Source organism: Shewanella sp. 11B5, assembly GCF_002836795.1.
In the GTDB taxonomy this organism is placed as follows: Bacteria; Pseudomonadota; Gammaproteobacteria; order Enterobacterales; family Shewanellaceae; genus Shewanella; species Shewanella frigidimarina.
Map to the genome: position 1 here is coordinate 1 of NZ_PJAP01000540.1, position 5,395 is coordinate 5,395.

The window sequence follows — 5,395 nt, forward strand, 5'->3', positions numbered from 1 at the left end:
TTAGCAGGGCCATTTTGTCGAGGCCATGAAATTGTCTGTCAATTTGGCTATCGACATTTAATCTGCAAACCGGTTGATAAGCCACATGACCCACTCCTTAATACACCCAATATGACGTTTTGGGTCAGTGCTACATTTGGAGAGCAGTTTTTGGTTAATAGGCATAGTTGGAAGAATTCTCCTGAACTGTTAAACCAAGTTTACTGTTATCTACATAATGATACTTACGCAGCCGTTCAACAAGCTGAAGCTGCAATGATATGCACTCTTGCGATGTCGTTTGAACAGCGTGCTTTGCTGGTCATCCCGTTAGACAGCCAGTAAGCCACCGGTATCAATGCGCTACAACAAATAAAGGAATATTTGATGGGAATGCCAGCAGCAACCATTTCGTGTATGCATCTTTGTCCGAAAATGAATCCCGGTCCCGTTCCACATGTTGGTGGTCCCATTGTGATGGGCTCAGGTAATGTCCTTGTTGGTTCGTTACCTGCAGCGCGCAAAGGTGACAAGTTAATTTGTGTCGGCCCGCCTGATACCATTAATGCGGGATCGAGTTCGGTACTGATTAACGGAAAACCAGCCGCCAGAATGGGTGATGGTACCGCACATGGTGGAAAAATTATTGTGGGTAATCCAACAGTAATGATCGGCTAGTATAAACAAGGATTGTGGTAAATGAATTTGATTGATAGTTTTAATCTTCTGTTGGCACAACGACATGTCATGTTGTCGTCGTTTCAGTGTATGCCAAAAAATATTGAAGATAATACTCAATCGCTAATGGTCATTTTAAAGATGATCCAGCAAAGAAAAGATGCTGAATGGCCATTACTTAATGCCAACACCTGTGATGAAATTGTCGATGCATTTGAAACAGATGTGTTTTATTGCCCAACAGACAAAATGGTGATCTTATCTTTACTATTGCAACTGCACTATAAGGCTCAGCCAGTTAAGCAATCAGGTATCGTTCAAGCTTTGTTTGCCAGTACAATTAAAGATGTTGGCCACTATAACCCTGCATTTGCATTAATGGCCAGCCAACTTAATCTTGATAAAGTTAATTTTACAGCCAGCAACAAAACGCCTGAACAAATCCAGCAATACATCTTATTCTGCATCTATCGAGGTAAACGCTTAAAGCGTGCCGACGGAATTGACTCCCTCAACATTTCTCGGTCATCACTGACATCTTTGTATATTGAAATGTTGATGGTCAACATTAACGAACCGTTAAAACTCTATGGGGTATTTTGTCAATTAGACTATTGCCATAGTGCGCTTTTTGAAGTGTTTATTACTTCGTTAGACGAAGCAATATTGAGCCAAATATTTAATTTAATGAGTGAAAATGCCGATTTAACACTAAGAGTCATTGAGTTAATGGGTTATTCAGGTTTTAGTAAATTCGTGCCTTTTTTAGCTCGAGCAATGCAGCAACCTAGTCAAACATTAATGGCTTTTCGAGCGCTTCGGACTATTTTAGGACCAGAGCTGGATCAAGCGGTGCCTTATCAATGGCAGTTTGAAGAAGATGAAGTCGAACGTTGTGAATACCTACAGTTTTACAGTGCCAAATTATTACATCGGTGGATGTTATTGGCGCTTAAAATGCCAGATGTCAGATTGATTGATGGTGTTGAAGTTAATGGTACCAGTATTGATAAGATCATTAGTCATTCAAGCCCCGTGCACCAGCGTATTGCCTTTTTACATAAGCTTCGGCTGAATAATGTGGTTAGTTGCAGCCCACAACGTGTGAAAGTGGCCTTATGATTATGCATGCAGAGGCCATTAATATGGTCGTAGGGTCATACGAAAACCCACAGCAGTTAATTAACTTACCTTTATCTGAAGGGGTCGATTTCAGCTATCAATTATCTGATGGTCAGCAGGTGGCAGCCGTCATGGCGCACGAGCTTGCTACTGACACTCAATTAAACCGCCTAATTGATATGTTGCATAAATTACCTATTCAAAATGAAACTCAATGGCAACCTTACTCTCACCAAGCGATTTTTTGGATTTTACCTCATCTAGAAAAACAACAACTGGTTGATTGGGTCACTCGTTTACATGCACTTTTTCCGCATTGTTTTGTGCATCCCAATAGCCGGTTTTTTCCTATGGGCAGTGCCGGTGTTTTTTCTGCTTTGAGCGCATTAAAGGCAATGCCTGTCGACAATCAAAGTGCAATATTTATTGCCGTAGACAGCTTGTTCTTCGACCTTGTGGATTTTAATCATGGCCAAGAGCTGATTACTCAACAACAAGACACAGGACGTTGTCCTGCTGAAGCGGTCATCATGGCCAGCATCAATGTTGCAAACGAAGGCATGGAAATAGTGGATTTATTTCAAGATTCATGTAGTGCTGTTCAACAAAACCAAACAATAAAAGCTTTGTTTAATCGTGCCTGCCAGATTGAAGGCTTGGATGTATTTGCTCAATTGTATTTACCCGGCAACCATGCCGCTATAACGAATAACTGGCTTAATGCTTATGAGCAATTAGCCGGCAGAATCGATCAAGATACACAAATTTCCCAATCTAGTTATTTTACAGGCGATATCGGTTGTGTGGCGGGGTTATATAATTTGCTGCACATCTATAACCGTTACCAACAACAAAATGCTACTGGAACAAGCTTACAACTGGAAGTATCTCAACAACTTCACCTTGGTTTGGCAATGTACTCATGGATAGAGAAGGCATAAACGAACATGACGGTCAGTAATTTCAATTTTAAAGGTCATAACCGTTATATCGTTATCGTGCCTGCAAGTGCGTCAACGCCAGCTGGATTCCAGTTATTAACGTTTGAGCAAAACAATAATGTTAGTGAGATAATTAATGAAATCTCGCCTCATTTAGTCCGTGATCGTAATGCATTAATTTACGCGCGCAGTCTGGTGATGAATGCGGGTGTAAATGCTAGCTTAAATCCAAGAGATATTACCCGTAAACTGAGTGACATTATTGAGCGCAATTTACTCAGAGTGTATGGTGAAACACCCAAACAACAAATTCAGCATTCAACTGAAACGGGCACTCTAGGCGCGAGTTCAACCAATACAAAAGCACCCAAAACCAATAAGGGCAAACAAACTTCTGCGTCAGTTCAATCCGGGACTGTGGCGAATCATTCCCCGACGGAAGTGGCTATTGATCAGCAAGAGTGCCGCAGCGATCCCGTATCGATGTTAAGTGGCGAAGAAATTTTACCGTTAGTCGATTTTGAGCTTAATGGCTTAATGCCGCTAACGTGGTGTCGTTTGTATCGTTCGAGCAAAATTCTTAGCAATGTTGGTATGGGTTACGGCTGGCGACATAACTTTTGTGTGCAGCTGGATCATCAATATCAAGCGCCAGCGAAAGTTGGGCCTAAAAAACCCGGTAAATATTGGTTTGAATTAACCGACGATGAAGGCCGAGTACATGTGTTCGACTCGGTTAAACGAGGGCAAACCAGTATTCAACTTTCAACAGGTTGGTCGCTAGTACATCAAGCCGATGGCCGCCATGTATTAATAAAGCCCGATGACAGCCATTGGGCATTTATACAAAAAAACGTTGCTGGTAAAGAGGTTTGGCAGCTTGAAACGATTAGTAATCATCAAGGCCAATACTTTCAGCTGTATTATGATCATCAAGGCCGCTTAACTCAAATAACAACAGGCCCTAAACGTGGCGTGTTGTTATTTTACAATGCACAAAGCAATTTGTTAAAAGTCGCTTCGTACATGTTAGATAACGAAGGCAACAAACAAATTCATCAGAATTTGTTGGCTAGCTATCAATACGATGATGATCAAGCCCTTATTGCCGCCACCGACAGCAACGGACGAGTAGAGCGCTACAGTTATGTAAAAGTGAAGTCGGCTACAAATGCCTCTGACTGCGATGTTCCATACAACAGCAGAACCTCGACCTATTTATTACAACGCAGAACTCGGGCATCAGGCTTTAGCCATCACTTTTCGTGGAACGGGCACGATCAGCGCGCTAAATGTATTGAGCAATGGGGTGATGATGATATCTATCATTATCACTTTGAATATACGCCACTCGTTAACGGTATTAAAAGCTGTTGCACCGACTCTTTAGGTCATCACGAGACTTTTATTCACAATGCACAAGGGCTATTGACTGAACATCACAATCCCAATGGCAGCGTTATACGTCACCAATATGATGCTGTCGGCCGTAAAGTGGCCACCGTTGATGCGTGTGATAATAAAATACAATACAACTATAACGAGCAAGGGCGGTTACTGTCTGTTATTCAAGCGGACGGTGGTACCACACGATTTGAATATAATCGTTTAGGGCAACGTATCGTTACCCATGATCCAATTGGCCGAGTGGCTAAAAGGCACTACGATGCGACCGGACGACTGTTGTCTGAGCAAAATTTTGATGGTCGTCAATTACAATACCAATACAATGATGCAGGGCAGTTAACGCAAAAAGTCGATGTTAATGGCGTTGTCCATCGCTACCATTGGGACCGCGATGGCGAATTGTTGGCAACGCAAGTCGGTGATGCGTTAACCCGTTTTAGCCATGATAGACTGGGACGAGTTAACGCTACGATTAATCCGCAAGGTCTGGTCACTGAATTTATTCGTGACAACAAAGGCCAAATTGTCGAAAGTAAATCTTACCCACAAGATAACCAAGACAAACCTGAAGAAACCATTAGTCATTACTATCAGTACGATGATGCCGGACGTATTATTCGCCAGCGTCAACAGGCTGATGTAGCTGGCGAGCAAGAACTCAGTAACGATAGCGAGTACATTGATAACATTATCGACTATGACGGTTTAGCTCAACCGCGCCAGCAAACCTTTGCCGATGGCAGTTGGCTGAAGTTTTTTTATGATAAAGAACGTAACTTAAACCGCATTGAGCGAAGTGACGGGGCGCAGTACCGTATTGAATACACAGCAACAGAGCAACCTAAAACCTTAATTGGTTTTGATGGCCGTGAACAACATTATCAATATGACGCCAATGATAATTTAGTGGCAGTGAACGACAGTGATATTCGGTTTGTTGAGCTAAAACGTGATTCAATGGGGCGCATTTATCAGCAAAGTAGCCATGTAAAACTTGAGCCCAGTGCCACATCTGCATTACTGAATACTCAGAACTTTTATCAATATAACCCGATAGGGCAAATAACTCGCGCCCACAACCAACACCGTACAGTGCAACAACACCTTGACGCTCAAGGGCGTATAAATAGTGTATTGCAAAGCCAGTGGCAACTTGACTATCAATATAATGATTCAGGTAAACGCAGTCGTTTAACGTTACCTGATGGGCAACAGATTGATTATCAATACAATAAAAACAGTCAATTAAGTGGCATTAGTCTTAAAGA

At 42.1% G+C, this 5,395-nt stretch carries 5 protein-coding genes; all 5 read left to right on the forward strand.

Going from position 1 to position 5,395, the window contains the following annotated elements; genetic code table 11:
• Nucleotides 1-324, forward strand: a 324-nt coding sequence (locus tag CXF78_RS21450; RefSeq protein WP_180957135.1) for a hypothetical protein, incomplete at its 5' end; no start/stop codon positions are given.
• Nucleotides 325-366: 42 nt separating this feature from the next.
• Nucleotides 367-657, forward strand: coding sequence for a PAAR domain-containing protein (locus CXF78_RS12705; RefSeq protein ID WP_102037002.1), 291 nt, complete (start codon nt 367-369; stop codon nt 655-657).
• A 21-nt stretch (nt 658-678) separates the two neighbouring features.
• Nucleotides 679-1,779, forward strand: coding sequence for a hypothetical protein (locus tag CXF78_RS12710; RefSeq protein WP_102037003.1), 1,101 nt, complete (start codon nt 679-681; stop codon nt 1,777-1,779).
• A complete protein-coding gene (locus CXF78_RS12715; RefSeq protein WP_102037004.1) occupies nt 1,776-2,720 on the forward strand; it encodes a hypothetical protein in 945 nt (314 codons plus the stop codon). The genes CXF78_RS12710 and CXF78_RS12715 overlap by 4 nt, the downstream gene beginning before the upstream one ends.
• A gap of 6 nt (nt 2,721-2,726) precedes the next feature.
• A partial coding sequence (locus tag CXF78_RS12720; RefSeq protein ID WP_145991434.1) for a DUF6531 domain-containing protein occupies nt 2,727-5,395 on the forward strand: 2,669 nt, incomplete at its 3' end.